The organism is Bacillus sp. GM2 (assembly GCF_056155945.1).
Window position 1 is genome coordinate 38,682 of sequence record NZ_JBRKSZ010000007.1, and the last position, 26,963, is coordinate 65,644.

Below are 26,963 nucleotides of genomic sequence, written 5' to 3' on the forward strand. Positions count from 1 at the left end.
CACTACACTTCAGGAAGAAGGAAAGACAATGTCAGAACAGCATTTCAAAAATACGAAGTATTCCGTATTAAATCTGTCTCCTATTGTACAAGGCGGAAATGCGGGACAATCTTTTAAACAATCTATGGATTTGGCGCAGCATGCCGAAAAATGGGGATACCACAGGTTCTGGCTGGCTGAGCACCATAATATCGAAGGCGTTGCGAGCTCGGCCACCTCTGTTTTGATCGGCTATATCGCCGGGGGCACTAAGAAGATGCGCATCGGTTCGGGAGGGATTATGCTGCCGAACCATTCCCCGCTCGTCATCGCTGAACAGTTCGGAACGCTTGAATCCCTTTATCCAGGCAGAATCGATTTAGGACTGGGGCGCGCTCCGGGGACGGATCAATTAACCGCCCGCGCATTAAGAAGAAATATAAGCAGCGGGGAGGATTTTCCCGAGCAGCTTGAAGAACTCCGGCAGTATTTTAAGCCGTCCGGCAATGTAAGAAATCACGTGCGCGCCATACCGGGCGAAGGGCTTGATGTGCCGATTTGGCTTCTCGGTTCAAGCGGATTCAGCGCCCGGCTTGCCGGGGAGCTCGGTTTGCCGTTTGCATTTGCGGCTCATTTTTCGCCGGCCAATACGCTGCCTGCCTTGGAGCTGTACCGCAGTTCGTTTAAGCCGGGCGTCTTGGAGGAGCCTTATGCGATGGTCGGGGTGACCGTGATCGCGGCCGATACGGACGCGCAAGCGCAGCGCCTTGCAACGTCGCATTATCAGAAGTTTTTAGACCTTGTCCGCGGCGCCCCGACACAGCTTAAGCCGCCTGTAGATGATATGGATCAGATTTGGACTCCGCGTGAAAAAGCGATGGTAAATGAGCAGCTCAGCTCAACGATCATCGGCGGCCCGGACAGTGTGAAAGAAAAGCTTGAAGAATTCATCCGTACTACTCAGGCGGACGAGATCATGATCAATTCAGAAACGTTTGACCATGCTGATAGACTTCGCTCGTTTGAAATCATTGCAGATGTCTGGAAAAATGGATAAACGGCAAAAAAGCAACGGAACGGAAAAACCGCCCGTTGCTTTTTTTATAAGTACTTTAGTAATATATTTATTTTTGAAAATATACGAAGATGATGGACGGCATCAACCTGTACGCGAGCATCCACCTACACCCCATTCATACGTCCCAGAACGTTCGACAGCCAGATTCATTTTTTTCGAAGCCCATCATTTTAAATATTTCCGGTCCGTAATACGTAATGGCGTTCATTCTGATAACCCTTTTTAAGAAAAGGTTTTTTTTCATTGAGGCACGTTTTCATGAAATATGTATAGTATAGAAAATCAACAGGGACAATAATTAAAACAGATGTGTGAACATTCGCGCGAATCTTGTCGATGAATTGATTCTTAACAGTTGAATAAACATTTTAACCCTGTTACAATAAGGAATGTAAGCAGGAGTAATTTTTTTTGGCTGAGGTGGGACGTTTTCAGTCACTGCGGGACATTATTCGTCCAGGATGAGATGAAAGGAACGTTTTGGCATGAATCAACTAATACAGGCTCAGAAAAAATTATTGCCGGATCTTCTCGATGTCATGCAGAAAAGGTACAAAATTTTGCAGTACATAAGGCTGACTGAACCGATCGGCAGAAGAAGCCTTGCTGCCAGCCTCGGCATCAGCGAGCGGATTTTAAGGGCGGAGGTTCAGTTTTTAAAAGAACAAAATCTACTAGAGATTAAAACAACCGGCATGATATTGACACCTGAAGGATCCGACCTGCTGAAAGTTCTCGAAGATACGATGAAGGACGTTTTAGGTTTAACTCATTTGGAAAATACATTAAAAGAGAGGTTGAACCTCGACGAAGTCATCATTGTATCGGGAGACAGCGACCAGTCCCCATGGGTCAAAAAAGAGATGGGGAGAGCGGCCGTCGCATGCATGAAAAATAGGTTTACGGGGGAAAATATCGTCGCCGTAACCGGAGGTACGACACTTGAGGCCGTGGCAGAAATGATGACGCCTGACTCGAAAAACCGCAAGCTGCTTTTTGTTCCGGCAAGAGGCGGACTGGGCGAAAACGTCAGGAATCAGGCCAATACGATTTGCGCCCATATGGCCGAGAAAGCTTCCGGTACATACAAACTGTTATTTGTGCCGGGGCAGCTGAGCAAAGAAGCATATTCTTCTATCATTGAGGAACCTTCTATTAAAGAAGTGCTTCAGACGATTCAATCATCCAGTATGGTGATTCATGGAATCGGGGATGCTAAAACAATGGCAGAACGAAGAAATACGCCAAAGGAAGATTTGAAGAAAATAGAAGAAAATGAGGCAGTTGCAGAAGCGTTCGGCTACTATTTCGACCGCCACGGGGAAGTCATTCACAAAGTGCACAGCGTAGGCATCCAGCTTGAGGATCTCGATTCGATCCCGAACATCATTGCGGTGGCGGGAGGCTCGTCAAAAGCTGACGCCATAGAGGCATACTTCAAAAAGCCGCGCAATACGGTTTTGATCACTGATGAAGGAGCCGCAAAACAGTTATTAAGGGAAGCTTCTTCCCTCAATATAAATTAAATATCTCTTATTTACTTAAAGGAGGAAATCATCATGGCAGTAAAAGTCGGTATTAATGGTTTTGGTCGTATTGGACGCAATGTATTCCGCGCAGCATTAAATAATCCTGAAGTTGAGGTTGTGGCAGTTAACGATTTGACAGACGCTAACATGCTTGCTCACCTATTACAATATGATTCAGTACATGGAAAATTGGACGCAGAGGTTTCTGTTGACGGAAGCAACCTTGTTGTTAACGGTCAAACAATCCAAGTTACAGCAGAGCGCGATCCTTCTAAACTAAGCTGGGGAGAGCAAGGTGTTGAAATCGTTGTTGAATCAACTGGTTTCTTCACAAAACGCGCAGATGCGGCGAAACATTTGGAAGCCGGCGCGAAAAAAGTTATCATCTCAGCTCCTGCGAGTGAAGAAGATATTACAATCGTTATGGGTGTTAACGAAGGTAAATACGATGCGGCTAACCACCATGTTATCTCTAACGCATCTTGCACAACAAACTGCCTTGCGCCGTTTGCAAAAGTTCTGAACGACAAATTCGGCATCAAACGCGGTATGATGACAACTGTTCACTCTTACACAAACGATCAGCAAATCCTGGATCTTCCGCACAAAGACTACCGTCGTGCGCGTGCGGCAGCTGAGAGCATCATTCCTACAACAACTGGTGCTGCGAAAGCCGTTTCCCTTGTACTTCCTGAACTGAAAGGAAAACTGAACGGCGGAGCAATGCGTGTTCCAACACCAAACGTATCACTTGTTGACCTGGTTGCTGAACTTGACAAAGAAGTAACAGCAGAAGAAGTAAACGCAGCGCTTAAAGAAGCAGCAGAAGGCGAACTTCAAGGCGTTCTTGGCTACAGCGAAGAGCCGCTTGTATCTAAAGACTACAACGGCAATACAAACTCTTCTACAATCGATGCTCTTTCTACAATGGTTATGGAAGGCAGCATGGTTAAAGTTATTTCTTGGTATGACAACGAAAGCGGATATTCTCACCGTGTTGTTGACCTTGCCGCTTACATCGCAAAACAAGGTCTTTAATCCGGAAACCAGAATCAGACTTGGTTCTTGATGAGAGAAGCGCTATAATGAAAGCGGACAAGGGAAGGGGACACACACTCCCTTTCCCTTTTTCCATATCGGCGCCTTTAAGCCGCCCGGGGATTTCCGTTTTCAGGCTTGTAAAACATTAAAAGGAGGATCTCCTAAAAGCCATGAACAAAAAATCAGTAAAAGACATTGATGTAAAAGGCCGCGTTGTTTTCTGCCGTGTTGACTTTAACGTTCCGATGAAGGACGGAAAAGTGACGGATGATACGAGAATCCGCGCCGCACTTCCGACGATTCAATACTTAACAGAGCAGGGAGCGAAAGTTCTTCTTGCAAGCCACTTGGGCCGTCCGAAAGGCCAGGTGTCAGAAGAGCTTCGCTTAACGCCGGTAGCCGCACGCCTCGGCGAACTGATCGGCAAAGAAGTGAAAAAAGCGGATGAAGCTTACGGCGACGCCGTCAAAGCGCAAATTTCCGAAATGAAAGACGGAGATATTCTCGTATTGGAAAATGTCCGCTTCTATCCGGGAGAAGAAAAGAATGATCCTGAGCTTTCTAAAGCGTTTGCCGACCTGGCTGACGTTTATGTCAATGATGCATTCGGAGCGGCTCACCGCGCCCATGCTTCAACAGCAGGCATCGCTGAACACCTTCCGGCTGTTGCAGGCTTCCTCATGGAAAAAGAGCTTGAAGTGCTGGGCAAAGCGCTGTCAAACCCTGAACGTCCGTTTACAGCGATCATCGGCGGCGCAAAAGTAAAAGACAAAATCGGCGTGATTGAAAGTCTTCTTGAGAAAGTAGACAACCTGATCATCGGCGGCGGTCTTGCTTACACGTTCGTCAAAGCGCTCGGCCATGAAGTGGGAAAATCCCTGCTGGAAGAAGATAAAATTGAATTGGCTAAATCTTTCATGGACCGCGCCAAAGAAAAAGGCGTGAACTTCTACATGCCTACAGACGTGCTTGTTGCTGACGATTTCTCAAACGACGCCAACACGAAAATCGTGCCGGTAAGCGAAATCCCTAGCGACTGGGAAGCGCTTGACATCGGCGAGGAAACAAGAAAAACATATGCCGACGTCATCAAAAACAGCAAGCTTGTCGTTTGGAACGGACCGATGGGCGTATTCGAAATCGACGCGTTCGCTAAAGGAACAAGAGCTGTCGCTGAAGCATTAGCAGAGGCAAATGATACATACTCTGTCATCGGCGGCGGAGACTCTGCAGCTGCTGTAGAAAAGTTCGGCTTGGCTGACAAAATGAGCCACATTTCAACAGGCGGCGGAGCTTCCCTTGAGTTTATGGAAGGAAAAGAACTTCCTGGCGTCAAAGCATTGAACGACAAGTAAGCAAAATATACAGCATAAGGAGTGGAGCACATGAGAAAACCAATTATAGCCGGTAACTGGAAGATGAATAAAGTGCTTTCAGAAGCTGTCAGCTTCGTTGAAGAAGTGAAATCTTCCATTCCCGCAGCAGATAAAGCAGAAGCTGTTGTCTGTGCGCCTGCACTGTTCCTTGAAAAGCTCACATCAGCTGTAAAAGGCACAGATCTGAAAGTCGGCGCGCAAAACATGCATTTTGAAGAAAGCGGAGCTTTCACGGGTGAAATCAGCCCTGCGGCTTTGAAAGACCTTGGAGTTGAATACTGCGTCATCGGCCACTCCGAGCGCCGCGAAATGTTTGCTGAAACGGATGAAACGGTCAACAAAAAAGCGCATGCTGCATTTAAATACGGCATCGTTCCGATCATCTGCGTAGGTGAAACGCTTGAAGAGCGCGAAGCAAACAAAACAAACGAGCTTGTTGCAGACCAAGTGAAAAAAGCACTTGCAGGTTTAACAACTGAACAGGTAGCTGCTTCCGTGATCGCTTATGAGCCGATCTGGGCGATTGGAACCGGCAAGTCTTCAACTGCACAAGATGCAAACGAAGTATGCGCGCACATCCGCAAAACCGTGGCATCAGAGTTCGGACAAACTGCAGCAGACAGCGTCCGCATTCAGTACGGCGGAAGCGTAAAACCTGCGAACATTAAAGAATATATGGCCGAATCCGATATCGACGGCGCTCTTGTTGGCGGAGCAAGCCTTGAGCCGCAGTCTTTCGTGCAATTATTGGAGGCAGGTCAATATGAGTAACAAGTTAGCCGCGCTCATCATTTTAGATGGGTTTGGACTAAGGGACGAAACCGTCGGAAACGCCGTAGCCCAAGCGAAAAAACCGAACTTTGACCGCTATTGGAACAAGTATCCGCACCAGACGCTGACAGCTTCAGGAGAAGCGGTAGGTCTTCCAGACGGCCAGATGGGCAACTCGGAAGTCGGCCATCTGAATATCGGCGCAGGCCGGATCGTTTACCAAAGTCTGACGCGCGTGAACGTTGCGATTCGCGAGGGAGAATTCGAACAGAACGAAACATTCCTTGCAGCGATGAAGCACGTGAAAGAAAAAGGCACAAACCTCCACTTGTTCGGACTGCTGTCTGACGGCGGAGTGCACAGCCACATTCACCATTTATATGCACTCTTGAAACTTGCCAAAAAAGAAGGCGTTGAAAACGTCTATATTCACGGCTTCCTTGACGGCCGCGATGTAGGCCCGCAAACAGCTGAGAAGTACATCAAAGAGCTTCAGGATCAAATCGAAGAAATCGGCGTCGGCGAGATCGCAACATTGTCAGGCCGCTACTATTCAATGGACCGAGACAAGCGCTGGGACCGCGTCGAAAAAGCGTACCGCGCCATGGCATACGGAGAGGGACCGAAATATCAAAATCCGCTCGATGTCGTGAAAGATTCTTATGAAAACGGAATTTACGATGAATTCGTGATTCCTTCCGTCATTACGAAAGAAAACGGCGAACCTGTTGCGACAATCAAGGACAACGATGCGGTCATTTTCTACAACTTCAGACCCGACCGTGCGATCCAGATTTCCAACACGTTCACCAATGACGACTTCCGCGACTTCGACCGCGGAGACAAGCATCCGAAAAACCTTCATTTCGTTTGCTTGACACATTTCAGTGAAACGGTTGACGGATACGTGGCATTCAAACCGGTCAATCTCGACAACACAGTCGGCGAAGTTTTATCCCAAAACGGGCTGAAGCAGCTTCGCATCGCTGAAACTGAAAAATATCCGCACGTCACATTCTTTATGAGCGGCGGACGCGAAGAAAAGTTCCCGGGCGAAGAGCGAATCTTAATCGACTCGCCTAAAGTCGCAACATATGACTTGAAACCTGAAATGAGCGCATATGAAGTAAAAGATGCGCTTGTCAAAGAAATTGAGGCTGAAAAGCATAACGCGATCATCCTCAACTTTGCCAACCCTGACATGGTTGGACATTCAGGAAAAGTCGAGCCGACGGTCAAAGCAATCGAAGCGGTTGACGAGTGCCTCGGCGAAGTCGTTGATGCGATTCTTGCAAAAGGCGGCTACGCGATTATTACGGCCGACCACGGTAACGCAGACGTGCTGATTACCGAAGAAGGCAAGCCGCACACCGCACATACGACAAACCCGGTTCCTGTCATCGTCACAAAAGAAGGCGTGACATTAAGAGAAGGCGGAATCCTCGGGGATCTGGCGCCAACTCTTTTAGACTTGCTGGGTGTTGAAAAACCGAAAGAAATGACAGGATCGTCATTAATTCAAAAATAAGCATTAAAGGAGAGAAACAAACATGCCATACATTGTTGATGTTTATGCACGTGAAGTATTAGACTCCCGCGGTAACCCGACGGTTGAAGTTGAAGTATACACTGAATCAGGAGCTTTTGGACGCGCGCTGGTTCCAAGCGGAGCTTCCACTGGCGAATACGAAGCTGTTGAGCTTCGCGACGGCGACAAAGACCGCTACCTTGGAAAAGGCGTTTTAACAGCCGTTAACAACGTGAACGAAATCATCGCACCCGAGCTTATCGGCTTTGATGTGACTGAGCAAGTATCAATCGACAAATTGCTGATCGAACTTGACGGAACTGAAAATAAAGGCAAGCTCGGCGCCAACGCCATCCTTGGTGTATCAATGGCCGTTGCCCGCGCAGCTGCGGATTTCTTGCAGATTCCTCTATACCAATACCTTGGAGGATTCAACTCTAAAACGCTTCCTGTACCGATGATGAACATCGTAAACGGCGGAGAGCATGCGGACAACAACGTTGACATTCAAGAATTCATGATCATGCCTGTCGGTGCGGAAAACTTCCGCGAAGCACTTCGCATGGGAGCACAAATTTTCCACAGCCTGAAATCAGTCTTGAAAGAAAAAGGCTTGAACACAGCTGTAGGTGATGAAGGCGGATTCGCTCCAAACCTTGGATCTAACGAAGAAGCGCTTCAAACAATCGTTGAAGCGATCGAAAAAGCAGGATTCAAACCTGGCGAAGAAGTGAAATTGGCAATGGATGCTGCATCTTCTGAGTTCTACAACAAAGAAGACGGCAAATACCATCTTGCAGGCGAAGGCGTTGTAAAAACGTCAGCTGAAATGGTTGACTGGTACGAGGAGCTGACTTCTAAGTACCCAATCATCTCAATCGAAGACGGCCTTGACGAAAACGACTGGGAAGGCCACAAACTTCTGACTGAGCGTCTTGGCTCAAAAGTTCAGCTTGTCGGTGACGACCTTTTCGTAACAAACACGAAAAAGCTTGCTGAAGGAATCAAAAACGGCGTCGGCAACTCTATCCTGATCAAAGTAAACCAAATCGGTACATTGACTGAAACTTTCGATGCGATCGAAATGGCGAAACGCGCAGGCTACACTGCCGTTATCTCTCACCGCTCCGGTGAAACTGAAGACAGCACAATCGCTGACATCGCTGTGGCAACAAACGCAGGACAAATCAAAACAGGTGCTCCGTCTCGTACGGACCGTGTTGCGAAATACAACCAGCTGCTTCGCATCGAAGATCAATTGGCTGAAACTGCGCAATACCACGGTATTCAATCTTTCTACAACTTGAATAAGTAAGCATAAAAAAGAGGTTGGCTGCAGATGAGGCCAACCTCTTTTAAATGTGAAAGCTGAATTTCCTTTACCCTGACAAAAGCTGTCAGGGTTTTTGATTATAATAGGCTGTATCAATTGCGATTGGAGTGTTACTGGATGCAGTCGAAAACAGTATATCTTTATGGATTCCATACAATGTCAGATTGGGAATATGGATATTTAATGGCCGAACTGAACTCGGGAAGATATTTCAAAAAAGATGCGGCACCTTTAAAAGTCATGACAATAGGAGTGAATAAAGAAATGGTGACGACGATGGGTGGACTGCGCATAAAACCGGATATCTCCCTTGATGAGTGGACGCCCGAGAGTGCGGATCTAATCATTTTACCCGGAGGGAATACTTGGGGAGAAAAGATTCATCAGCCGATCTTGAAAAAGGCCGGCGAAGCTTTAGAGCTTGGCGCGATGGTTGCCGCAATATGCGGTGCAACTGCGGGACTGGCGAATAGCGGATATCTGGATTCAAGAAAGCATACAAGCAATGACTTGGCCTATATGAAAATGGTCTGTCCTCATTATAAAGGAGAACCGTTTTATGAGATGGGACCCGCGGTATCAGATGGGAATCTGGTTACTGCATCAGGAGCGGCTCCTCTCGAATTCGCAAGGGAAGTGCTGAAAAAATTAGACGTGTTTGCACCGGATACATTGGATTCATGGTATCAACTCAATAAGACCGGTCAACGTGAATACTTCTTCAAGCTAATGAATTCAATCAATAAATGAGCTGAAAGACCAAGAATTTAGTCGATGTCGAAGCAATTCGGCGGAAAAGCTAGATTTCATGAGTGAAAAAGGTTTTTTCCCTAATTTTATGTTCTCCTTGATATGGTATAATCTACCTCGTATAAAAAGCTTTGCTCACTCAAGGGAAGTCTTGCTCATCCCCTTCTGAAAGGGGGTGATAAAAATGACAGCATATGAAACAATCTCTTTAATGATTGCTTTTGGCATGCTGATTGCCATGTTGTCAGAGAACAAAGAAAAATAGACCGCCCCTTGAGCCTAGAAAGTGATAGGGAGTGGTCTATTTTAGGTCAATCTGAGCAAGCCCCTTCGAAGGGCCGGCTTTTTGTACAAGCCGAAGTGTTGGAGCACTTCGGTCTTTTTAGTATATGCAACATGTTTACTTAGATATCTATATCATAAAGAATTTTCATTAATTTGTAAATGGCGAAAGCAAATGTTGTTTTTTAAAAAATCAATCGTCAGATTACGCATTGGCAAGTGATTTTCTCAGAGCACCATATTGTCCAGCGCCGTTTATAGAAACCACTGAGTTCGACCTTGGCTCCAACACCCCGTCAGCCTAAGAAAAACCCACCCGTTTATCGCAGATTTTTCGCAGGCTTCAGAAACCAGGCGGGAAGAAAACCGCTGATGCCAACGATCAAAAAACCAATGATCGACAACAGCGCAATCGCGATGGGAGAGAGGGCTTGCTGAAGGCTGTAAGCCGAACAGGAAAGCAGCACGCCTAATCCTAAGGTGATGAGGAAGACCTTTTGATTTGTAAAAAACAACGTTTCAGATCTAGTGAATTTGGCATAAATCAAAGGAAGACCTGTATAGCACCCGATGATAAACGTAAAAAGCACCGCTTCCGATAATTGAAAAACGGCTGAATTGCCGGCTCCAAATATTTCACCAAAAGAAATCGACCAATTGCTCAGCATGACAAGTCCGAAAAGGTAGAAACCACTCAATAAAAACTTAGTCAAATCACCCCTCCTTACTATGGTAAAAAAAACATATTCATACAAGATTATGTTAACCTAATGAATTCAAAGTGTCTAGAAGGAGGATCATCCCGGTTTTCGTAAGAAGACGATAGCTCATTGTACAGTGTCTGCCGAGCAGGGTTTTCTTTATCCGGATGCAGCTCAAAAGCGGTTTTTAGCACAATCCAAAACAGATATATAGGAATTTCATATTGACTTTAGGTTGATTCATTATATAATCTAATTGATAATGAAAATCACTTGAGAAAAGGGGATCCTACATATCATGAAACGTTTTAAATGGTTTGCACTGTTCGCTGCGCTTATCCTTTTATTAGCCGCCTGCGGAAATCAAGATAAAGATCAATCTGCGGAGAAGAACGGCAGCAAAGATTCCTATACTGTAAAGCACGCAATGGGAACAGCGACAATTGACGGCACTCCGAAAAAAGTCGTCGTACTCACGAATGAAGCGACAGAAGCAGTGCTCGCACTTGGCGTAAAACCTGTCGGCGCCGTTCAATCCTGGCTGGGAGATCCATGGTATGACCATATTAAAGATAAAATGAAAGGCGTAGAGAACGTCGGAACGGAGGCTGCGCCGAATATTGAAAAAATCGCGAGCCTGAAGCCTGACTTAATCATCGGCAACAAAATCCGCCAAGAAGAAGTATACGACAAGCTGAAAGCAATCGCGCCGACCGTATTTGCCGAGACATTGTCAGGGGAATGGAAAGACAACTTTAAGCTGACAGCCGAAGCGCTCAATAAAAAAGCTGAAGGCGAAAAAGTCATCGCTGACTTTGACAAGCGCGTTGAAGACATTCATGAAAAACTAGGCGATAAAGTGAAACAAAAAGTCTCTCTCGTCCGCTTTACAGATGCTGATACCCGCATCTATCACAAAGGATCATTTGCCGGAACGATTTTGGATCAGCTCGGTTTTGCAAGGCCTAAAGGCCAGGAAGCCAACGATCTCGGACAAATGGAAGTGACAAAGGAACAAATTCCTGATATGGACGGGGACGTGCTTTTTTATTACACGTATGAGACAGGCGATGACAAAGCAAGCGCCATTGAGAAAGACTATGTCAATGATCCGCTCTTTAAAAACTTAAACGTCTCCAAAAAAGGAAACGTCCATAAAGTGAGCGATGCCATCTGGAATACAGCAGGGGGCGTCCTTGCAGCAAACCTGATGCTTGATGATATTGAAAAATACTTTTTAAAATGATCAAAAAAGCCAAACGGATCAGCGCATTCGTTTGGCTTTTTTTGATGCGGCCTTAATATTAAATCCCTTCTTACGATAAATATAGTATAAAATGACTAATGGTGTTTTTGTTTGATGGGAGGAAAGTCATGGATTTTTGCAAGGAATGTGGAAGGGAACGAACAAAAAATGCGCTGTATTGCAAGCATTGCGGCGCGCGGGCGGACGAGGAACGAGCTTCCGACCCGGCGGCAAGGTATCAGCGTGCGATGACACGAAAAAGAATCATCATCATGGCGGCAATCGCGGCCTGCTTGATTTTATTGTTTGCCGGCTATAAAACCGGTGAAGCACTCACATCAAAGGAAAAACTGATTTCCGATTTTGAAGCCGCCCTCGATCAGAAAGATGCCAAGAAAGCAGCAAAACTGCTTCAATCATCAGACGTGGATCTGGCTGTCACGGAGAAAAACGTCAAGCCGCTCTTGGATTACTTGAAAGAACACCCGGATCAAGAAAAAGAATTGATCACATCCTTAAAAAGCGGTGCCGGCCATCCATTGATGACGATCGAAAAAAAGGGCAGGCGTTTTTGGATCTATGACCGCTATGTCTTGAACACGGAGCCTGTCTACTTAACGGTTAAGACAAACTATAAAGATACCGGCCTGTTTGTTAACGGCAAAAAGGTCATCACAACAGAAAAAGAAAACTTCGAGAAAAAAATCGGCCCGTTTGTCCCCGGTACTTACGAGGTGAAGGCAAAGCTGAAAAGCGGAATCGCCGATCTTGAAAAAAAGGTAAAGGTCACCGCCCTCCAAGGTGATGTGAAGGTTAATGCGGACCTTAACGGGCACATGGCAAAGCTTGTCTTTGAAGAAGGCTATGAAAACTTGAAAGGAACGCTCTGGATCAATGATCAGGAGATGAAGATCAATCCATTCAAAGGAACTGAATTCGGACCTGTGCTGACTGACGGTTCAATGTCTGCTCAGGTTGAGGCGCAATTTCCGTGGGGGAAGCTGAAAAGCGAAAAAACGCCGATTGAAGGTGAAGAAATCGAAGTCAATCTTGCATCAGACAAAGGGTTTATGGATGACATGATGACCGCTGTCGTCAACCATACAAAGGAAGCAGCAAAGGCCTTTGCAAGCGGCAATGTCAGCGGCATGACAATGGCCGCCCCGTCTTATCAAAACCGCCTGAAAGAGGTCACGGACGGGCTGAAAAGCAGCAGCACCTACTATAAAGGCACCTACTTATCTACTGTATTTGATCTTGATTCGTTCCGGCTATACAAAGAAGACGGGCAATGGAAAACAGAGCTCAAAGGGATTGAAAAGCACAAATCGGCCTATTATGACGACTACATTGCGCCTAAACTGGAAGAAAACGATAGCGGATATACGTACACATTGGTCTATTCCGAAGGCAAGAAAAAGTGGCTCATCGAAAAAAGCGATCCTGAAGCCGTTATCGATATCGAGCATCAAAAAGAAATCAAAAATGACAATCCGAAGGAATACACATCGGCATGGGCCTCAGCGAAAGGGGCCATGAACAATGCATCAGCAGGCGAAGAGCTCACCGACCAAAAGGTTGCTTTCGCCATTGAAGCGTATTTATACAGGCTACAAGACGCCATCAACACAAACGATTTCGGCCTCGTCCGCGACAGCTTGAAAGAAGGAAGTCCGCTGTACAACGATCAAAAGAAACTGGTCGCTAAACTGTACAACAGCGGGACAGAGGAGGAAGTCGTCCAATTCAGCGTAAACAGCTGGAAGCAAAACGGGCGGGAGGCAACGATTAAGACAACGGAGAAAATTAATATTATCAAAGGCGGAAAAGAACAGTTAAAAACGTATCATTGGACATATCACGCCGCCATCGAGGACGGCAGATTGCTCTTAACGTCAATAGAATAAAAAAAAAGCCTTTTTCCTCAATGGAAAAAGGCTTTTCACTTCACTAAAACAGCCGCCCTAATATAGAGCCTCCGATCCTTCCGATATATTCAAGAAACAAATCTCCCATGATCCGCACCGACATAAATGTCAGCAAATAGACGATCAGCGTCGCGTAAATCGTATCAACAGCGCCTTCCGCTTTTTCGTGATAGCTCGAGATGACAGCCGGCGGAATTAAAAAGGCGATGCCGCAAAGGGCAAAGAAAAGAACATATATAAACAAACCCGTTTGCATGAATGATAAAAGCAAAGCGGCGAGCAGAAGGGCGACGAAAGGAATAAGCACCGCTCCGAACCGCCCGAGCACTTCCTTAAATGCCGCTTGCACACCCCGAATGCGCACGCCTGCGTATGTAAAAACAAATAATAAGAAAATATAAATAGCAAAGGTAACAGCGGGCTTTACGACGATATCAAAAAATGTCGGCATTGCGTAGGAGCGGCCGAATACTCCGGAATAGTCCCCCATGGCGTCAAAGAAGCCTTTGAGGCCGAAATAAAACATCAGCGGCACCGAAAGCGCAAATATCACCATTGTGGTGATGCTGTTGAGGACGTGCTGTTCTCCGGCGTTTTTCATTTCGATAAACGGTCGTTTCAGCACCTTTAAACAATAGGAAAAATACATGGAAGACGCTTGTTTCGCCGCCTCCGCATATCTAGCTGCCTGCGGCGTTTCAGCTGCTCCTTTTCCGCCATCACTGCCGCCGGCCAAACTTGACCCGCACTGCTCGCAAAATTTTCCGCCATCTGTTTGATGGCCGCACTTTGAACATGTCATGAAAATAAAATCTCCTTTAAAATAGTTATTTTGGCCTATAAAGGTTCATTATAAATGAAAGTGCAGGAAGGTGTCATTGTTTTTTGAAAGTTTAAGCGGTCAGCGTCGGAGGTAAAAATCGATTACCCGTATTTTTATACAGAGGAAGGAGTGGCTTTAACCGTGTTTGCTTTTATCATCCACGTTTTTGTATCATTGTTCGCCGTCACAAATCCGATCGGCAATGTTCCGATCTTTTTAGCGCTCACAGAAGGCTACGAAGCGAAAGAACGCACCGCATTGGCGAGAAAGGCCGCGGTTTTATCGTTTCTGATCCTGATCGCGTTTCTCATATTCGGAGAGTTTATCTTCAGGCTTTTTGACATCAACATCCATGCGCTGCGAATTGCCGGCGGCATATTTATATTCGGAATTGCCTACAACCTGCTGAATGCAAAGCAGTCCCATGTTCAGTCGCTGCATCATGCTGAGCATCGCGAGAGCAAGGAAAAGGAGGATATATCGGTGACGCCGCTCAGCATTCCGATCATTTCGGGGCCAGGAACGATTGCGACGGTGATGAGCCTTTCGGCCGGAAGCCGCAGTCTGGTGCATTTTGGCGGAATGATCATCGGCATCGCCGCCGTCCTCCTGCTGACGTTTGCGGCCTTTCATTATTCTACGCTGATCAGCAACAAATTGGGCCAGACGGAGATGAACGTGATCACCCGGCTGATGGGCCTGATTTTGGCTGTCGTGGCGGTCGGCATGATCGGAACGGGATTGAAAGGGATGTTTCCGGTGTTGGCGGGATAATTGAGGAAATGCAAAAAAGCTGCTTAGTCTTCGCAGCTTTTTTTGTTTATGAAGGTTTTGGCACATGCTTGAAGATCTCTTCGCTTTCCAAAAACGCGATCAGATTGTCAAGCCACTCGCAGTAATCGATCCATTGTTTTGTTTCAGCCAGCAGCTCGTTGATTTTAGCTTCGGTTTCAGGCGTAAGGCCTTCTTCCTCGAGCGCCTCCAACAGCTCTTTTCTGATTTTTTTCCCAATCATCCTGTTCTTTTTGGCGACTTTGCTCCAGTTGGCCGTAAACAATGAAATAAACGTTTGATAATAGTCTTGTTCGACATCGTACAGATCTTTGCGGACGCCTTTTTCAAAAACTTTTTCAGCTATATTTAAATCGATCATTTCGCGGACGACCTGGCTCATTCTCGTTTTGCTCATGCCCGTTTCTTCTGACAGTTCATTTAAGGTCATCGGCTTTCTGTTCATATAGATGATCCCGAGCACGCGGCCGACAGTTGATGATAGACCGTATGTATTCATATTTTCGGCGATTTTTTCTATGAAATGTTCTTCCGCTTGTTCAATCACTTTTAAAGCGTTTTCCTCCAAAGCTCATCATCCCTTCGGGCAGCCAATTTTATTGTCAATATATCATAATTTTGTTAGCGGTTGAAAACACTAAAACGACAGAAAAACAAAGAAATCAGCCGCAATTTTAAGAATAACCGGCAAATTGATGCCATGAATATATTTTTTTATGTCTTATATATATAATTTGAACACTTTGTAAACTTTTTATTTTACAAAGTGTATCTTATAATGAATGAGATGTTGAAATTTTTAAAAAACAGTTGGAGGTGTGCGTTTTGCTGAAGCTAGAGAATGTATCAAAGGTTTATAAAGGCGGAAAAAAAGCGGTCAAAAACATTAACCTTGATATAGCAAAAGGTGAATTTATCGTCTTTATCGGACCGAGCGGCTGCGGGAAAACAACGACGATGAAAATGATCAACCGCTTGATTGAACCGACTTCAGGAAGCATTTACATCGACGGAGAAAACATAATGGATCAGGACCCGGTGGAGCTGCGCCGGAAAATCGGCTATGTCATTCAGCAAATCGGACTCTTTCCCCATATGACGATTCAGCAGAATATCACGCTCGTTCCGAGGCTTTTGAAATGGCCGGAAGAAAAGCGAAAGAAGCGGGCGGAGGAACTGCTGCAGCTCGTTGATATGGGGCCGGAATATTTGAACCGCTACCCTCATGAACTAAGCGGCGGACAGCAGCAGAGAATCGGCGTGCTGCGGGCGCTTGCGGCAGAGCCGCCCCTCATTTTAATGGATGAACCGTTCGGAGCGCTGGACCCGATTACCCGTGATTCGCTTCAGGAAGAGTTCAAAAAGCTTCAGAAATCGCTGGACAAAACGATTGTCTTTGTAACCCACGATATGGATGAAGCGATTAAGCTTGCTGACAGAATCGTCATCCTTCGCGCCGGCGAGATCGTGCAAGTCGGATCGCCTGACGACATTTTGCGGAAACCGGCGGATGAATTCGTTGAGGAATTTATCGGAAAAGAGAGGCTTCTTCAGTCCCGTCCTGACATCGAGCATGTCGAACAAGTAATGAACCCGAATCCGGTCACGATTACGAGCGAAAAAAACCTGACTGAAGCAATTCAAGTGATGAGGGAACGCCGCGTCGATTCACTGCTCGTCGTGGACGAACACAATGTCTTAAAAGGATATATCGATGTTGAAATCATCGATCAGAACCGGAAAAAATCCGTCACAGTCGGGGAGGTTGTCAATGAGAATGTTTACTCCGTTCAAAAAGGAACGCTCATCAGGGATACCGTCCGGAAAATTTTGAAAAGGGGATTCAAATATGTTCCCGTTCTTGATGAAGAGGGCCGCCTTGTCGGGATTGTCACAAGGGCAAACCTTGTCGATATCGTGTACGACTCGATTTGGGGAGATGAAGAAACCCTTGTTCAACGTTAAATGCAGGGAGGTGCATCAATCATGAATCAGCTTGTCCAATTTCTTCAGCACAACGGCGGGGAAATGCTTTATAAAACATGGGAGCACTTATATATATCCATTTTCGCGGTTCTGCTCGGCATCATTTTCGCGGTTCCGCTCGGTGTCGTTTTAACGAGAATGAAAAAAGGAGCCGGCGTCGTGATCGGCGTTGTCAACATCATTCAGACGCTGCCGAGTTTGGCGATCCTGGCGTTTTTTATCCCGCTTCTCGGAGTGGGAAAGATTCCGGCGATTGTCGCGCTGTTTTTCTATTCAGTCCTACCGATTCTGAGAAACACTTACACGGGCGTAAAAGGCGTCAATCAAAATTTGCTTGAGTCAGGAAAGGGAATCGGTATGACTGCATGGGAACAAATCCGCCTGGTCGAGCTGCCGCTATCGGTGCCGGTGATCATGGCAGGCATCCGGACGTCCACCGTTTACTTAATCGGCTGGGCGACGCTTTCGGCTTTTATCGGCGGCGGCGGTCTCGGCGACTATATTTTTATCGGGCTCAACCTGTACCAGCCTGAGTACATTATCGCCGGAGCGGTGCCGGTTACGATACTGGCCATCGTGATCGACTATATTCTGTCGAAAACCGAAGACAAAGTCACGCCTCAAGGATTAAAAGGGATGAAGGAAGTATCATAAGGAGTTGGCTCTTATGCAAACAAAAAAACTGAGACGGCTCGGCGCCGTCATGCTGGTCCTCTCGCTTTTGATCAGCGGCTGTGCGCTGCCGGGCCTTGGCGGGGCTTCCGATAAAACGATCAAAATCGGAGCGCAAAACCTGACCGAATCCGAAATTCTTGCCAATATGATCTCGCTTTTGATCGAGCATGATACGGATCTCAATACGGTGCTGGTCAAAAACCTCGGCTCAAACTATGTGCAGCACCAGGCCATGCTCGGCGGAGACATCGACATTTCTGCGACGCGCTACTCGGGAACTGACCTGACAAGCACGCTTGGAAGGGAAGCGGAGAAAGACCCGAAAAAAGCGCTCCGCATCGTACAGCAGGACTTTCAAAAGAAATTCAACTACAAATGGTTCGATTCTTACGGATTTGACAATACGTACGCTTTTACAGTCACGAAAGAACTCGCTGAAAAAGGGAACTATGAAACCATATCCGATCTGAAAAAAGACGCGGATCAACTGAAGCTTGGCGTTGACAATGCATGGCTGAAACGAAAAGGCGACGGATATCCGGGATTTAACCAGGAATACGGGTTTTCATTTGGCTCGACCTTTCCAATGCAGATCGGACTCGTTTATGACGCCGTCAAAAACGGCAAAATGGATATCGTTCTTGCCTATTCAACAGACGGCAGGATCAAAGCCTATGATTTAAAGCTGTTAAAAGACGATAAACGCTTTTTCCCGCCGTATGACTGTTCGCCGGTCGTGCCGGAAAAAGTGCTGAAGGAGCATCCGGAGCTTGAAGAGACCATCAATAAACTGATTGGAAAAATCGACACCGAAACGATGCAGGAGCTCAATTACGAAGTCGATGGAAAGCTGAAAGAGCCTTCTGTCGTCGCGGCCGAGTTTTTAAAGAAGCACAATTATTTTGAGTAAAAGGAGGGGATGACAAATGGAAGTGCTGCAGCAGCTTTGGACGTATTACGCGCAAAACGGCGGCTATGTGCTGGGGGAATTTTACCGCCACTTTTTAATGTCGGCATACGGCGTATTGTTCGCCGCCGTCGTCGGCATCCCGGCCGGCATTTTCATCGCCAGATACCGTAAAATCAGCAAATGGGTCTTTTCCATCACTAATGTCATTCAAACGGTTCCGGCGCTGGCGATGCTCGCCGTCTTGATGCTTGTCATGGGGCTCGGCGCAAACACGGTGATTCTTTCATTGTTTTTGTATTCGCTGTTGCCGATCATTCGAAACACATATACGGGAATCGCCAGCATCGAGCATGCCTATCTTGAATCAGGGAAGGCGATGGGCATGACGAAATTTCAAGTGCTCCGGATGGTGGAGCTTCCCCTCGCCTTGTCGGTCATTATGGCGGGGCTCAGAACCGCGCTCGTCATCGCGATCGGCATTACGGCCATCGGCACGTTTGTCGGCGCAGGCGGCCTCGGGGATATCATTGTCAGGGGATCAAACGCGACCAACGGAACAGCGATCATTCTAGCAGGCGCGATCCCGACGGCGCTGATGGCGATCATCGCCGATCTGTTCATGGGATGGCTCGAGCGTGCGCTGAGCCCCGTTAAGCATCATAAAGGCAAGACGCCGAATCCGGATGCCGCTTAAGGCAGCCGAAAAAAGCCGAACTTCTCCTAAAAGGGAAATTCGGCTTTTTATGATTGGCGCTTCTTCGCTTCATTAACCAAAAAATGAAAATACTGTTCGAGGTTGAGCAGGTCTTCGCGGGACAAACAGTCCCATTTCTCGGGTTTAAACAGCCACAGGTCTTCGACGCCGTGCTTGGCCGCGATCTCCTGCATCGTGACATAGCCGCGCGGCTGTTCGCGAATCTCGTCAGCTCTCATATAACCGGCAATATCCATGAGCTGCTCGTACGGCATTTTCAGAGCCTCGGCCAATTTTCTGATCGTCGCGGGCTTGGGAACGCCGCGGTGGCCGTTTTCGATTCTGGAAATGGCTGCGGCGCTCACACCGGCATACATGGCAAGCTGATTAACCGACAGGCTTCTTTGTTCCCTCAGCTCTTTGAGCCGCTCGCCGAACCTTGTCATCGCCATCCCCCCCGCAAATTCATGATATGAACATTTTAATACAAATGTTGACTATAGGAAATACTTAGACAGGAAAAATATTGACAAAAGTTAACATAAGGGATAAAATAACAGCAGGATCGTAAACAGACGAAAATGATAGAGAGGAGAGTGTGCCGCGGAGAAGTATTCAGTTTTTGTTTCGGCTGCTTGCTTCCTGCACGAGAAAGTCGAAATATTTGTCCAGGTTTTCGATGTCTTTTTTTGAAAGCACCTTCCACTTTTCGCTGTCAAACAGAGAAAGGTCCTCTAAATCGTACTGTGACACGATGTCGTAAATGGAATCATAGCTGCTTCTTGCTTCCTGGACTGTAGACGCGCTGATATAGCCTGCAGATGCCATCAGTTCCTCATACGGGACTTTCAAAGCGTCCGCCAGTTTTCTGATCGTCGCCGGCTTCGGCACGCCGCGCTTTCCGTTTTCGATTCGCGAAATGCCTGCCGAACTGACGCCGGAATACATCGCCAGTTGATTGACGGTCAGTTTTTTCCGTTCCCTTAATTGTCGTAAATGGTGTCCAAAGTTCGTCATGGCCAAAACCTCGCAATCTCTTATTATAAAATATTTTAGTACGAATATTGCCTATAGGAAACATATGGATGGTAAAAGTATTGACAAAAGTTAACAAATCGTATATGTTCAATGTAGATAAAAAGAAACATAAGAGATTAGAAAGGGGAGTAATCATGGTAAAAAAGATTCATATCAAAAGAGATTTTGTTCTCCAGTACATGATTGAACACAATCTCTCCTTAAATCAGCTTGCCATTGAAATCGGCGTATCCCCGGCGACACTCAGCAGAGTTTTAAATGGCGAAAGGAGGCCCGGACAACTTGTGATCGGAAAGATGATTCAGTATTTCAACAAAAAATTTGAAGATCTCTTTTATTATAAAGATGTTGACAAAAGTCAATAAAGAAAGGAGAAAAGGAGGCTTTTCAAACGTGAAAAATACCGGGATTGTCCGGAGAATCGATGAGCTCGGCAGAGTCGTTCTCCCGGTCGAAATGCGCAGGGTGCTGAATATCAATGAAAAGGACCCGCTCGAAATATATACCGACGGCGAAAACATCATTTTGACAAAATACGCCGCAAACATGGCATGTTTGATGACCGGCGACATCACCACGAAAAATAAAACGTATGCGGGCGGCAAAATCGTACTCAGCCCGCGCGGAGCGGAAATGCTCCTGGAAGATATGATGGCGGCACTGTCAGAAAAGAAATAAATGTGATTACATATTCCGCAGGAAAGGGAGCAGAGCCGCTCTCTTTTTTTGTATACCTTATTCCGGCGCTGGGAAAAAATAAAAAAAGCTGTTCGAAACGCTCGTGACATGCGCTTGCTTTTCATGTAAAATAAAACTATTGTCAGCCAGTTTGTCTGGAGGTGTAGGTTATGGCCGCATTTTTAACGGTCTTATTAGTGATTGTAAGTATCGTATTAATCGTTGTCGTTTTACTGCAATCCGGCAAAAGCGCCGGATTATCAGGCGCGATTTCCGGCGGAGCCGAGCAGCTTTTCGGAAAGCAGAAAGCAAGAGGACTTGATTTGATTCTTCACCGGATGACGGTCGTTTTAACCGTGCTTTTCTTTTTCTTAACGATTGCGCTTGCTTACTTTGTATAAGACAATGAAGCATGAGGTCTGATGTTCAAGTCAGGCCTTTTTCCTATTTGCCGGTCTTTGTCTGAAGGGGCCGGCCGATTGATAAAGTTTGTTTCAAGACTAAACGTGGAAGAATACATATGAAAAGGAGACAGTGAATCATGAAAATTGTCAAACCACAACCTTTCACATTTAAAGGCGGAAAAAAAGCCGTCCTGCTGCTGCACGGATTTACGGGCAACACGGCGGACGTCAGAATGCTCGGAAGATATTTGAATGAAAAAGGCTACACATGCCATGCGCCCCAATATAAAGGCCACGGCGTGCCTCCGGAAGAACTTCTCTCCACAGGACCGGAAGACTGGTGGAAAGACGTCATGGACGGATATGAATATCTGAAATCGGAAGGATATGAACAAATCGCCGCTTGCGGACTGTCTCTCGGAGGGGTTTTTTCATTGAAATTGGGTTACACTGTACCCATAAAGGGAATTGTTCCAATGTGCGCGCCGATGTACATCAAAAGCGAAGAGACGATGTACGAGGGTGTGCTTGATTATGCCCGCAATTATAAGAAATTTGAAGGCAAGACAGCGGAGCAGATTGACGCTGAGATGGAAGAATTCAAAAAAACGCCGATGAACACGTTGAAAGCACTGCAGGATTTGATTGCCGATGTCAGAGAGCATGTGGACATGATCTATTCGCCTACATTTGTCGTGCAGGCGCGCCACGATCATATGATTAATACGGACAGCGCAAACATCATCTACAATGAAGTTGAAACGGATGATAAGCAGCTGAAATGGTATGAAGAATCAGGTCATGCCATCACATTGGATAAAGAACGCGAAACACTGCACAAGGATGTGTATCAATTTTTAGAAACGTTGGATTGGCAGACATAAGGAGGTCTGATTAGTGGAAAAAGAAGAATTTATGGATAAGCTTCTCTCCTTTATGAAAGAAGAAGCATATAAACCTCTTACAGTTCAGGAACTGGAAGAGATGCTGGAAATCACCGATTCGGACGAATACAAAGAGCTCGTCAAAGCTCTTGTAACCCTTGAAGAAAAAGGGCTTGTCGTCAGAACGAGAAGCAACCGCTACGGTTTGCCCGAAAAAATGAATCTGATCAAAGGGAAGGTGTCGGCGCACGCGAAAGGCTTCGCGTTTGTCCTTCCCGAAGACTCCTCGCTTGACGATGTCTTCATTCCGCCGTCTGAGCTGAACACAGCAATGAACGGAGATACCGTGCTCGTCCGCCTGAGCACAGAATCCGGCGGTACAAAAAAAGAAGGGGCCATCATCCGCATCATCGAGCGCAACATTCAGAAGATTGTCGGCACATACACAGAGACGAAAAACTTCGGCTTCGTCATTCCCGACGATAAAAAAATCACGAATGACATCTTTATTCCGAAGCACGCCAAAAACGGCGCCGTCGAGGGTCATAAAGTCGTCGTCCGCCTGACAAGCTATCCTGAAGGCCGGATGAGTGCAGAAGGAGAAGTCATCGAGATTCTCGGTCATAAAAACGATCCCGGCATCGACATTCTTTCGATTATTCATAAGCACGGCCTCCCGGGAGACTTTCCGGCTGAGGCGATGGAACAGGCCGGCAATACGCCTGATACAATCGATGAGAAAGATCTTGAAGGCAGACGGGATCTGCGCGATCAAACGATCGTCACGATCGACGGCGCAGATGCCAAAGACTTGGACGATGCCGTTACCGTCACAAAACTCAAAAACGGCCATTATAAACTCGGCGTCCACATTGCCGACGTCAGCCATTATGTAACGGAAGGATCTCCGATTGACCAGGAAGCGTATGAACGCGGCACGAGCGTCTACCTTGTCGACCGGGTGATTCCGATGATCCCGCACAGGCTGTCAAATGGAATCTGCTCCTTGAATCCGAAGGTCGACAGGCTGACAATGTCATGCGAAATGCTCATTAATCCTCAAGGGCAAGTCGTCGAGCACGAAATTTTTCAAAGCGTCATTAAAACGACCGAGCGGATGACTTATTCTGATGTGAACAAAATTTTAGTCGATGATGATGAAGAGCTGAAACAGAAGTATGAGGCCCTTGTCCCGATGTTTAAAGACATGGAAGACTTGGCTGCGATTCTGCGCGGCAAGCGGATGGAACGCGGAGCCGTCGACTTTGACTTTAAGGAAGCGAAGGTTCTCGTCGACGAAGAAGGAAAAGCGAAGGACGTCGTCTTGAGAGAACGGTCGACTGCTGAAAAGCTGATTGAGGAATTTATGCTTGTCGCCAATGAAACGGTCGCTGAGCACTTTCATTGGATGAATGTTCCGTTTATTTACCGGATTCACGAAGATCCAGATCAGGAAAAGCTGCAGAGATTTTTGGAGTTCGTTACGACATTCGGCTATGTCGTCAAAGGAACGGCGGGAAGTATCCATCCGAAAGCGCTGCAAAGCGTGCTTGAAGAAGTCAGGGATCGTCCTGAAGAAGCCGTAATTTCAACGGTTATGCTCAGGTCGATGAAACAGGCGAAATACGATCCGCAAAGCCTGGGGCACTTCGGCTTGTCGACTGAATTCTACACGCATTTCACGTCTCCGATTCGCCGCTATCCTGACTTAATCGTCCACAGACTGATCAGGACCTATTTGATTCAGGGCAAGACAGACGAAGCGACAAGGGAAAAATGGGCCGAGAAACTGCCTGAGATCGCCGAGCATACGTCAAATATGGAACGCAATGCCGTAGATGCGGAGCGGGAAACGGACGATCTGAAAAAAACCGAATTTATGCTGGATAAGATCGGTGAAGAATTTGACGGCGTCATCAGCTCCGTCACGAACTTCGGCATGTTCGTCGAGCTGCCGAACACGATCGAAGGGCTTGTCCACGTCAGCTTTATGACGGATGATTTCTACCGTTATGATGAACAGCACTACGCGATGATCGGCGAGCGCACGGGCAACGTGTACCGGATCGGCGATGAGATTACGGTCCGCGTCGTTGACGTCAATAAAGACGAGCGGAACATCGATTTTGAAATCGTCGGCATGAAAGGCTCCCGCCGCCGGCAGAAGCCGGAGCCAAAGCAGAAAAAGGCTTCAAAAAGAGAGGCTCCATCGGCTGACAAAGGGGAATGGTTCACCAAGCCGAAAAAGAAAAAAGTAAAGAAAAAACGCGGTTTTCAAAACGCGCCGAAACAAAAACGCAAGAAAAAGAAAAAATAGACGGCACACGTCAAAAAAAGGGCGGCGAAATTGTAACACGAACGTTCATTTGATAGAATAATACGTATTGGCCGCCCTTTAGTGAGATTGAAGGCGGGAGGAGGTTGCCGTATGCCAAAGGGAGAAGGGAAGGTTGTTTCCCAAAATAAAAAAGCAAATCACGATTATTTCATAGAAGAAACATACGAAACAGGCATCGTGCTTCAAGGAACGGAAATCAAGTCCATTCGCGCCGGTCGGGTGAATTTAAAGGACGCGTTTGCCAAAATTGAACGCGGAGAAGTGTTCCTCCACAATATGCACATCAGCCCGTATGAGCAGGGGAACCGCTACAACCATGATCCGTTGCGAACGAGAAAGCTTTTGATGCACCGCAAGCAGATCAACAAATTGATCGGTTTGACGAAAGAGCAGGGATATTCGCTCGTACCGCTCAAGATTTATTTGAAGAACGGCTTCGCAAAAGTGCTGCTCGGTCTCGGAAAAGGGAAGAAGAAGTTCGACAAACGCGAAGACTTGAAGCGCAAAGACGCCAAACGCGAAATCGAAAGAGCGTTCCGCGACAGGCAAAAAGGCTTGATCTAAAGCCAGAACTCATGTTATCCTATATGAACGTGATCACAGACATTACCATTTGGAATTGACGCGTGATCTTGTTATAATAGTGATGCAGCCAGTTATCCGGCTTCCTTTTCATCCAAGGGGACGTTACGGATTCGACAGGGACGGATCGAGCTTGAGCTGCGAGCCGAGAGGCGATCTCGTAAAAACGCACCTAAATATAACTGGCAAATCTAACCAGAACTTAGCACTAGCTGCCTAATTAGCGCAGCGAGCTCTTGCCCGCATCGCCTATGTGCCGGTTAAGAGCCCATAACGAAGTAGGCTACGCTTGCGCCCCCGTCTGAGGGCGCAGGAAGAGACTCATCAGACTAGCTCTCCGAGGGCCCGCCCGCAGGCACGAAGATGAGCGAAACTAAATATGCAGGGCTACGCTCGTAGACGCTGAAGCAATCGACGTTTCTGGACGTGGGTTCGACTCCCACCGTCTCCACCATACATATGATGGTGGTTTTTTTGTTTTTTGGGGAGTTTTTGTTGTTTGTGCAAGAGCGGGGAATCGCTTAATGAACATATGAATGATACTGCGGAATATGTCGGGTCATCGGTCCTCATATCATGAGAAAAACGTTTGGTTACTGGCATAATAATTCAAGGACGTTCCCATATTGCAAGCTCTTGCAGCGGAATAGAAAAAGCCTTCTTCAAGCGGCAAAAAATCATCCTGCACGCTGCGGTCTGGCATCTATAAGGTAAAAAGCCCACTGATGAAAGGGACGGTCGTCCGGCAGATTCAGGAGGCTTTAGCTGCCCTCTATTTCTATCCAGACAAAGGGGCGAAGAATAACGGCATAGATGGCTATTACGGGCCGAAAACGGCGAACGCGGTCAAACGGTTCCAGCTTATGCACGGGCTTTCTGCCGACGGTATTTACGGACCGAAAACGAAAGCAAAACTCGAATCCTTACTGAAGTAATAAAAAAAAGGCCTCTAAAAAGGGGCCTTTTTATCTCCATCTCCAATTTATTTCATTATCATTTTCGTAAATCCCTGGAAGGGATATACCTACCTTTTTTTGCTTTTCATCAATAATAAACCAATTTTCATCATCTAACCATTCTTCACTATACTGTTCAATGGCAAAAGGGTCATCCTCGTTTACTACAGCCTTAAAGAAATCTTTGAACTTTTCCATGTTTTCATTAGGAATGATTGTTCCATACATCCAGACACCTTCAACAGTAGCGCCTTTTATTTCACCCAAGCATTCATTTTTATAATATAGAAGCATATCTATCACTCCTTCGGATGTAGTTTGATAAATTGTTTTGGAACCTCACCTTTTACAAAGTATTCAGTGTCCCTTTGAGTCCATTTTAAAGCTTTGTTTTTCCAGTGTTCAGACTGGCGAGTATCATTTTTGATTAACCTTTCGATTTGTTTAGGAGATAAAATTACAATATCCTTCACTTCACCAGACCTGATGGCTTTACGGAGAGCAGATATGTCGAGTTCTATTGTATTTTTACCGTAGCCCTTTGCAACCTTTTGATTTATTGTAAAACTTGTATATGGGCTGTTGGATTTCCCGCCTTTTCTATATCCTCCAAGGACGTGCTCTGTTACAGTAACCTGACGACCTTGGTACATACCAGTTT

At 46.5% G+C, this 26,963-nt stretch carries 29 protein-coding genes, 1 other RNA gene and 2 pseudogenes; 24 read left to right on the forward strand and 8 right to left on the reverse strand.

The window, feature by feature from the left end; translation table 11 throughout:
* Positions 1–28 precede the first annotated feature (28 nt).
* Entirely contained in the window at positions 29–1,036 is a 1,008-nt protein-coding gene (locus ACVC9U_RS00950) for an LLM class flavin-dependent oxidoreductase (protein WP_075751436.1), read from the forward strand.
* A 169-nt stretch (positions 1,037–1,205) separates the two neighbouring features.
* Here ACVC9U_RS00950 and ACVC9U_RS00955 read toward each other — a convergent pair.
* A pseudogene (locus ACVC9U_RS00955) lies at positions 1,206–1,277 on the reverse strand (hypothetical protein); the annotation flags it as partial.
* Between the two features lie 265 nt (positions 1,278–1,542).
* On the opposite strand from ACVC9U_RS00955, the gene ACVC9U_RS00960 reads away from it, so the two are divergent.
* From ACVC9U_RS00960 to ACVC9U_RS00995, 8 genes are all read left to right on the forward strand, one after another.
* A complete protein-coding gene (locus ACVC9U_RS00960) occupies positions 1,543–2,583 on the forward strand; it encodes a sugar-binding transcriptional regulator (RefSeq protein ID WP_003185468.1) in 1,041 nt (346 codons plus the stop codon).
* Between the two features lie 33 nt (positions 2,584–2,616).
* Positions 2,617–3,624, forward strand: coding sequence for a type I glyceraldehyde-3-phosphate dehydrogenase (gene gap, locus ACVC9U_RS00965; protein WP_017474711.1), 1,008 nt, complete (start codon positions 2,617–2,619; stop codon positions 3,622–3,624).
* 173 nt (positions 3,625–3,797) lie between these two features.
* The gene (locus ACVC9U_RS00970) at positions 3,798–4,982 is read left to right on the forward strand and encodes a phosphoglycerate kinase (RefSeq protein WP_003185465.1); all 1,185 of its coding nucleotides are present in this window, start codon (positions 3,798–3,800) and stop codon (positions 4,980–4,982) included.
* A 30-nt stretch (positions 4,983–5,012) separates the two neighbouring features.
* A complete protein-coding gene (gene tpiA, locus ACVC9U_RS00975) occupies positions 5,013–5,774 on the forward strand; it encodes a triose-phosphate isomerase (protein WP_003185464.1) in 762 nt (253 codons plus the stop codon).
* Positions 5,767–7,302, forward strand: a complete 1,536-nt coding sequence (gene gpmI / locus ACVC9U_RS00980; protein ID WP_003185462.1) for a 2,3-bisphosphoglycerate-independent phosphoglycerate mutase — start codon at positions 5,767–5,769, stop codon at positions 7,300–7,302. The genes tpiA and gpmI overlap by 8 nt, the downstream gene beginning before the upstream one ends.
* A gap of 22 nt (positions 7,303–7,324) precedes the next feature.
* The gene (gene eno, locus ACVC9U_RS00985; RefSeq protein ID WP_003185460.1) at positions 7,325–8,617 is read left to right on the forward strand and encodes a phosphopyruvate hydratase; all 1,293 of its coding nucleotides are present in this window, start codon (positions 7,325–7,327) and stop codon (positions 8,615–8,617) included.
* A gap of 135 nt (positions 8,618–8,752) precedes the next feature.
* Complete coding sequence (locus ACVC9U_RS00990) at positions 8,753–9,385, forward strand: type 1 glutamine amidotransferase family protein (RefSeq protein ID WP_441390040.1); 633 nt, start codon at positions 8,753–8,755, stop codon at positions 9,383–9,385.
* A 184-nt stretch (positions 9,386–9,569) separates the two neighbouring features.
* Positions 9,570–9,650 carry a putative holin-like toxin gene (locus tag ACVC9U_RS00995; RefSeq protein WP_003185456.1) on the forward strand — a complete coding sequence of 27 codons (81 nt, stop codon included), beginning with the start codon at positions 9,570–9,572 and terminating at the stop codon, positions 9,648–9,650.
* Positions 9,651–9,987: 337 nt separating this feature from the next.
* Here ACVC9U_RS00995 and ACVC9U_RS01000 read toward each other — a convergent pair whose 3' ends face one another.
* On the reverse strand, positions 9,988–10,380 hold the full coding sequence (locus tag ACVC9U_RS01000) for a hypothetical protein (RefSeq protein WP_003185454.1): 393 nt from the start codon (positions 10,378–10,380) through the stop codon (positions 9,988–9,990).
* 286 nt (positions 10,381–10,666) lie between these two features.
* Between ACVC9U_RS01000 and ACVC9U_RS01005 the strand changes: the two genes are divergently transcribed.
* Positions 10,667–11,614 carry an ABC transporter substrate-binding protein gene (locus tag ACVC9U_RS01005; RefSeq protein ID WP_441390041.1) on the forward strand — a complete coding sequence of 316 codons (948 nt, stop codon included), beginning with the start codon at positions 10,667–10,669 and terminating at the stop codon, positions 11,612–11,614.
* Between the two features lie 128 nt (positions 11,615–11,742).
* Positions 11,743–13,521, forward strand: a complete 1,779-nt coding sequence (locus ACVC9U_RS01010; RefSeq protein WP_069500788.1) for a zinc ribbon domain-containing protein — start codon at positions 11,743–11,745, stop codon at positions 13,519–13,521.
* A gap of 43 nt (positions 13,522–13,564) precedes the next feature.
* Here ACVC9U_RS01010 and ACVC9U_RS01015 read toward each other — a convergent pair whose 3' ends face one another.
* Positions 13,565–14,344, reverse strand: coding sequence for a zinc ribbon domain-containing protein (locus ACVC9U_RS01015; protein WP_011198330.1), 780 nt, complete (start codon positions 14,342–14,344; stop codon positions 13,565–13,567).
* Between the two features lie 162 nt (positions 14,345–14,506).
* On the opposite strand from ACVC9U_RS01015, the gene ACVC9U_RS01020 reads away from it, so the two are divergent.
* Positions 14,507–15,139 (forward strand): NAAT family transporter, encoded by a 633-nt coding sequence (locus tag ACVC9U_RS01020; RefSeq protein WP_003185444.1) that lies wholly within the window; start codon positions 14,507–14,509, stop codon positions 15,137–15,139.
* 46 nt (positions 15,140–15,185) lie between these two features.
* Here the strand turns inward: ACVC9U_RS01020 and ACVC9U_RS01025 are convergent, their stop codons facing one another.
* Positions 15,186–15,725, reverse strand: a complete 540-nt coding sequence (locus tag ACVC9U_RS01025; RefSeq protein WP_003185442.1) for a GbsR/MarR family transcriptional regulator — start codon at positions 15,723–15,725, stop codon at positions 15,186–15,188.
* A 257-nt stretch (positions 15,726–15,982) separates the two neighbouring features.
* Between ACVC9U_RS01025 and ACVC9U_RS01030 the strand changes: the two genes are divergently transcribed.
* Genes ACVC9U_RS01030 through ACVC9U_RS01045 form a run of 4 tightly spaced genes read left to right on the forward strand, consistent with a single transcriptional unit; the run spans position 15,983 to position 19,422 of the window.
* Positions 15,983–17,122, forward strand: coding sequence for a betaine/proline/choline family ABC transporter ATP-binding protein (locus ACVC9U_RS01030; protein ID WP_003185439.1), 1,140 nt, complete (start codon positions 15,983–15,985; stop codon positions 17,120–17,122).
* 21 nt (positions 17,123–17,143) lie between these two features.
* Positions 17,144–17,797, forward strand: coding sequence for an ABC transporter permease (locus ACVC9U_RS01035; RefSeq protein ID WP_009329612.1), 654 nt, complete (start codon positions 17,144–17,146; stop codon positions 17,795–17,797).
* Positions 17,798–17,810: 13 nt separating this feature from the next.
* On the forward strand, positions 17,811–18,728 hold the full coding sequence (gene opuCC / locus ACVC9U_RS01040; protein WP_441390042.1) for an osmoprotectant ABC transporter substrate-binding lipoprotein OpuCC: 918 nt from the start codon (positions 17,811–17,813) through the stop codon (positions 18,726–18,728).
* Positions 18,729–18,744: 16 nt separating this feature from the next.
* Positions 18,745–19,422, forward strand: coding sequence for an ABC transporter permease (locus tag ACVC9U_RS01045; protein WP_003185432.1), 678 nt, complete (start codon positions 18,745–18,747; stop codon positions 19,420–19,422).
* A gap of 47 nt (positions 19,423–19,469) precedes the next feature.
* Here the strand turns inward: ACVC9U_RS01045 and ACVC9U_RS01050 are convergent, their stop codons facing one another.
* On the reverse strand, positions 19,470–19,868 hold the full coding sequence (locus tag ACVC9U_RS01050; RefSeq protein WP_009329610.1) for a helix-turn-helix domain-containing protein: 399 nt from the start codon (positions 19,866–19,868) through the stop codon (positions 19,470–19,472).
* Between the two features lie 169 nt (positions 19,869–20,037).
* Positions 20,038–20,439 (reverse strand): transcriptional regulator, encoded by a 402-nt coding sequence (locus tag ACVC9U_RS01055; RefSeq protein ID WP_009329609.1) that lies wholly within the window; start codon positions 20,437–20,439, stop codon positions 20,038–20,040.
* A 152-nt stretch (positions 20,440–20,591) separates the two neighbouring features.
* On the opposite strand from ACVC9U_RS01055, the gene ACVC9U_RS01060 reads away from it, so the two are divergent.
* The 8 genes and pseudogenes from ACVC9U_RS01060 to ACVC9U_RS01095 all read left to right on the forward strand — a co-directional run.
* Positions 20,592–20,825, forward strand: a complete 234-nt coding sequence (locus ACVC9U_RS01060; protein ID WP_085959538.1) for a helix-turn-helix domain-containing protein — start codon at positions 20,592–20,594, stop codon at positions 20,823–20,825.
* Positions 20,826–20,853: 28 nt separating this feature from the next.
* Positions 20,854–21,138, forward strand: coding sequence for an AbrB/MazE/SpoVT family DNA-binding domain-containing protein (locus tag ACVC9U_RS01065; protein WP_003185421.1), 285 nt, complete (start codon positions 20,854–20,856; stop codon positions 21,136–21,138).
* A gap of 170 nt (positions 21,139–21,308) precedes the next feature.
* Positions 21,309–21,539 carry a preprotein translocase subunit SecG gene (gene secG, locus ACVC9U_RS01070; protein ID WP_003185418.1) on the forward strand — a complete coding sequence of 77 codons (231 nt, stop codon included), beginning with the start codon at positions 21,309–21,311 and terminating at the stop codon, positions 21,537–21,539.
* 140 nt (positions 21,540–21,679) lie between these two features.
* Positions 21,680–22,426 carry an alpha/beta hydrolase gene (locus tag ACVC9U_RS01075; RefSeq protein WP_003185416.1) on the forward strand — a complete coding sequence of 249 codons (747 nt, stop codon included), beginning with the start codon at positions 21,680–21,682 and terminating at the stop codon, positions 22,424–22,426.
* A 13-nt stretch (positions 22,427–22,439) separates the two neighbouring features.
* The gene (gene rnr, locus ACVC9U_RS01080; protein ID WP_003185414.1) at positions 22,440–24,743 is read left to right on the forward strand and encodes a ribonuclease R; all 2,304 of its coding nucleotides are present in this window, start codon (positions 22,440–22,442) and stop codon (positions 24,741–24,743) included.
* Between the two features lie 111 nt (positions 24,744–24,854).
* On the forward strand, positions 24,855–25,328 hold the full coding sequence (gene smpB, locus ACVC9U_RS01085; protein ID WP_009329604.1) for an SsrA-binding protein SmpB: 474 nt from the start codon (positions 24,855–24,857) through the stop codon (positions 25,326–25,328).
* A 116-nt stretch (positions 25,329–25,444) separates the two neighbouring features.
* Positions 25,445–25,800, forward strand: a transfer-messenger RNA (tmRNA) gene (gene ssrA / locus ACVC9U_RS01090).
* A 211-nt stretch (positions 25,801–26,011) separates the two neighbouring features.
* A pseudogene (locus tag ACVC9U_RS01095) lies at positions 26,012–26,281 on the forward strand (peptidoglycan-binding domain-containing protein); the annotation flags it as partial.
* A 30-nt stretch (positions 26,282–26,311) separates the two neighbouring features.
* Here ACVC9U_RS01095 and ACVC9U_RS01100 read toward each other — a convergent pair.
* Positions 26,312–26,596 carry a hypothetical protein gene (locus ACVC9U_RS01100; RefSeq protein WP_003185302.1) on the reverse strand — a complete coding sequence of 95 codons (285 nt, stop codon included), beginning with the start codon at positions 26,594–26,596 and terminating at the stop codon, positions 26,312–26,314.
* Positions 26,597–26,601: 5 nt separating this feature from the next.
* The gene (locus tag ACVC9U_RS01105; protein WP_003185300.1) at positions 26,602–26,955 is read right to left on the reverse strand and encodes a hypothetical protein; all 354 of its coding nucleotides are present in this window, start codon (positions 26,953–26,955) and stop codon (positions 26,602–26,604) included.
* Positions 26,956–26,963: the final 8 nt, after the last annotated feature.

What these genes read in the sequence shown, in the direction of transcription:
- ACVC9U_RS00995 (WP_003185456.1), top strand. Translation starts at nt 9,570, where the DNA reads ATGACAGCATATGAAACAATCTCTTTAATGATTGCTTTTGGCATGCTG.
- ACVC9U_RS01055 (WP_009329609.1), bottom strand. Translation starts at nt 20,439, where the DNA reads ATGACGAACTTTGGACACCATTTACGACAATTAAGGGAACGGAAAAAA.
- ACVC9U_RS01010 (WP_069500788.1), top strand. Translation starts at nt 11,743, where the DNA reads ATGGATTTTTGCAAGGAATGTGGAAGGGAACGAACAAAAAATGCGCTG.
- ACVC9U_RS01005 (WP_441390041.1), top strand. Translation starts at nt 10,667, where the DNA reads ATGAAACGTTTTAAATGGTTTGCACTGTTCGCTGCGCTTATCCTTTTA.
- ACVC9U_RS01100 (WP_003185302.1), bottom strand. Translation starts at nt 26,596, where the DNA reads ATGCTTCTATATTATAAAAATGAATGCTTGGGTGAAATAAAAGGCGCT.
- ACVC9U_RS01050 (WP_009329610.1), bottom strand. Translation starts at nt 19,868, where the DNA reads ATGACAAGGTTCGGCGAGCGGCTCAAAGAGCTGAGGGAACAAAGAAGC.
- ACVC9U_RS00970 (WP_003185465.1), top strand. Translation starts at nt 3,798, where the DNA reads ATGAACAAAAAATCAGTAAAAGACATTGATGTAAAAGGCCGCGTTGTT.
- eno (WP_003185460.1), top strand. Translation starts at nt 7,325, where the DNA reads ATGCCATACATTGTTGATGTTTATGCACGTGAAGTATTAGACTCCCGC.
- ACVC9U_RS01045 (WP_003185432.1), top strand. Translation starts at nt 18,745, where the DNA reads ATGGAAGTGCTGCAGCAGCTTTGGACGTATTACGCGCAAAACGGCGGC.
- gap (WP_017474711.1), top strand. Translation starts at nt 2,617, where the DNA reads ATGGCAGTAAAAGTCGGTATTAATGGTTTTGGTCGTATTGGACGCAAT.
- smpB (WP_009329604.1), top strand. Translation starts at nt 24,855, where the DNA reads ATGCCAAAGGGAGAAGGGAAGGTTGTTTCCCAAAATAAAAAAGCAAAT.
- ACVC9U_RS00990 (WP_441390040.1), top strand. Translation starts at nt 8,753, where the DNA reads ATGCAGTCGAAAACAGTATATCTTTATGGATTCCATACAATGTCAGAT.
- secG (WP_003185418.1), top strand. Translation starts at nt 21,309, where the DNA reads ATGGCCGCATTTTTAACGGTCTTATTAGTGATTGTAAGTATCGTATTA.
- ACVC9U_RS01105 (WP_003185300.1), bottom strand. Translation starts at nt 26,955, where the DNA reads ATGTACCAAGGTCGTCAGGTTACTGTAACAGAGCACGTCCTTGGAGGA.
- ACVC9U_RS00960 (WP_003185468.1), top strand. Translation starts at nt 1,543, where the DNA reads ATGAATCAACTAATACAGGCTCAGAAAAAATTATTGCCGGATCTTCTC.
- opuCC (WP_441390042.1), top strand. Translation starts at nt 17,811, where the DNA reads ATGCAAACAAAAAAACTGAGACGGCTCGGCGCCGTCATGCTGGTCCTC.
- ACVC9U_RS00950 (WP_075751436.1), top strand. Translation starts at nt 29, where the DNA reads ATGTCAGAACAGCATTTCAAAAATACGAAGTATTCCGTATTAAATCTG.
- ACVC9U_RS01035 (WP_009329612.1), top strand. Translation starts at nt 17,144, where the DNA reads ATGAATCAGCTTGTCCAATTTCTTCAGCACAACGGCGGGGAAATGCTT.
- ACVC9U_RS01015 (WP_011198330.1), bottom strand. Translation starts at nt 14,344, where the DNA reads ATGACATGTTCAAAGTGCGGCCATCAAACAGATGGCGGAAAATTTTGC.
- tpiA (WP_003185464.1), top strand. Translation starts at nt 5,013, where the DNA reads ATGAGAAAACCAATTATAGCCGGTAACTGGAAGATGAATAAAGTGCTT.
- gpmI (WP_003185462.1), top strand. Translation starts at nt 5,767, where the DNA reads ATGAGTAACAAGTTAGCCGCGCTCATCATTTTAGATGGGTTTGGACTA.
- ACVC9U_RS01075 (WP_003185416.1), top strand. Translation starts at nt 21,680, where the DNA reads ATGAAAATTGTCAAACCACAACCTTTCACATTTAAAGGCGGAAAAAAA.